Raw genomic sequence first — 2,178 nt, forward strand, 5'->3', positions numbered from 1 at the left:
GGGGGTGCAGGCTCACACCGTCTTTTTGCAGCAAATACTCCTGGATCACCTGGTTGCCTCAGCAGTGGGATCCCCTCGCATGGGCAGGCCTGTTCTTTACGACCCAGAGGGGCAAACTGCTCCGCAGCGCTGGCGGGAACGCTCCGGCAGCCTCCAGTTGGCCCAGGCCCTGTTGATACACCATTTGGAAGCCCAGTTGCAGGCGGTGTTTTACCAGAGCTTGATCAGTCGGCTGGAGCTGCTCCTCTATCGGTCGGGGATCCCCGAATGGGAAAACGGTGTAACCTACTCCTCCTGGGTGAGCGAAGAGTGGTTGAAGCTGTGTCAAGAGCTGTGCGGAGATGCGGTGGAACTGTTGCCGGAACACCAGTTTTACTGGGTGGGGATGCCGGAGCTGTTTCTCCACCCCTTTAGTGCCTATCAGGCTAGCCTTGCCAGCCTGGTGGCCTTGGCCTGTCACCGCCGCTATCACAGTTCTCCGCGCAACTTTCTGCCCCACTACCTCCGTTGGTTGGCCAGCCCGCCCGGATCCCTGACTTTGGAAGAAACCACCCAGCTGCTGCAGGCGGATCTGAGCGACCCAGGGGGAGTGTTGCAGGCGCTGGAGGAGCTGGAGCATTGGATCGAGACGCTAGAAAAGCTGCTGGAAGAGAATCCAGATCACTGAACCAACGATGACTCACCCTTGTTCTCTTGGACATAGGCGTGCTCTGCGGCGGGAAGAACTCTGGAACCCTGTACCCGACTCCTGCGAACCCACCCCAGCAGAGCCAGCCGTTAAAGTGCGTCCCTTCCTAAAATGGGCAGGGGGAAAAGGGCAACTGCTCAGCCAATACGAACCCTTTTTTCCTCGCGCCTGGAACACCTATCACGAGCCCTTTTTGGGGGGTGGAGCGGTCTTTTTTCATCTGGTCCAAGGGATCCCATCGGGTTCTCGACACTTTGTTTTGTCGGATATCAACCCTGAGCTGGTGAATGTGTATCGCTGCGTGCGGGATCAGGTGGAGGAGATCATTGCCCTGCTCAGCCACCACCAAGCCCACCACAGCCGGGATTATTACTACACCATCCGCGCGGCTCGATTTGAAGATCCGGCGCAACGGGCTGCCCGCCTGCTGTACTTGAACAAAACCTGTTTCAACGGCCTCTACCGGGAGAACTCGCGGGGAGAGTTCAATGTTCCTTTGGGCCGTTACCGCAATCCCCGCATTTGCGACGCGGAGAACCTACGGGCCGTGGCACGAGTTTTGCAAGGCGTGGAGATCACAGTGCAGCCGTTTTGGCAGGTGCTCGAACGAGCCAAACCCGGGGATTTCGTCTATTTGGATCCCCCTTACTATCCCCTTTCTGCCAGCAGCAGCTTCACAGCCTACAGCCGGTTTGCCTTCGGCGAAGCGGAACAGATCCGCCTGCGAGAAGTGTTTGGAACATTGGCCGACCGAGGCGTGCAGGTGCTGCTCTCCAATTCCGATTGCCCCTTTGTGCGGGAACTGTACCGGGATTACCCCATCCAGACCATCTCTGCCAGCCGTGCCATCAACGCCCAGGGCCACAAACGCGGTCCCATCACCGAGGTCTTGGTGCTGAGCCATCCCAGCCTGGCCACCGCCTGCAGTGGGCCGGAAGGGATCCCGTTTTGCCCCAGAACCGTCTAGGGTAATGGATGAGCAGGTCGAGATCCGAGGCGGGATCTTGAGCTTGGACACACTATTGCTCCGCAACGCTGACGCGACGAGACAACGGGAACAACAGCGCATGGATCCACGAGAAATTGAGGCGTTGGTACGGGCCGCCCTGCCCGGTGCGAGAGTACAGGTGGAAGACACGGTCGGCGATGGCCACCATTTCCAGGCCATTGTGGTGGCGGAACAATTCCAGGGCTTGCCCCTGATCAAACAGCACCGGCTGGTGAATGAGGCCCTGAAAGCTTACCTGCAGGATGGCCGCCTACATGCTTTGGCCCTGCGCACCTTTACCCCCGCCCAGTGGGAGCAACTCCAGGGGCCGGATGGCTGATCGCGACAGCAGGACAGAGTCCCCTTGAGCCAAGAGGGTCATTTCCGGTCGCGCTGGGCATCGCCTCGATTCCCGGCTCCTCTCTTCCTTTGGGAAAGGGGCTGGAGCTGTCGCAAACGGGAATCCTCAAGGGATCGCCTCAAAGCGGCTTGAAACAGCCAC

The 2,178-nt window shown here is 59.3% G+C and carries 2 protein-coding genes and 1 pseudogene; all 3 read left to right on the forward strand.

Translation table 11 applies throughout. The annotated features are described in order from the left end of the window. A pseudogene (locus tag NW856_RS05205) lies at positions 1-667 on the forward strand (peptidase M3); the annotation flags it as partial. 7 nt (positions 668-674) lie between these two features. Then, the gene (locus NW856_RS05210) at positions 675-1,655 is read left to right on the forward strand and encodes a DNA adenine methylase (protein WP_414399414.1); all 981 of its coding nucleotides are present in this window, start codon (positions 675-677) and stop codon (positions 1,653-1,655) included. A gap of 4 nt (positions 1,656-1,659) precedes the next feature. Then, entirely contained in the window at positions 1,660-2,016 is a 357-nt protein-coding gene (locus NW856_RS05215) for a BolA family protein (protein WP_414399415.1), read from the forward strand. Positions 2,017-2,178 lie beyond the last annotated feature (162 nt).

Origin of the sequence: Synechococcus sp. R3-13 (assembly GCF_047462195.1) — a bacterium.
In the GTDB taxonomy this organism is placed as follows: domain Bacteria; phylum Cyanobacteriota; class Cyanobacteriia; order Thermostichales; family Thermostichaceae; genus Thermostichus.

Coding starts and splice junctions, on each gene's coding strand:
- NW856_RS05210 (WP_414399414.1), top strand. CDS start 675: ATGACTCACCCTTGTTCTCTTGGACATAGGCGTGCTCTGCGGCGGGAA.
- NW856_RS05215 (WP_414399415.1), top strand. CDS start 1,660: ATGGATGAGCAGGTCGAGATCCGAGGCGGGATCTTGAGCTTGGACACA.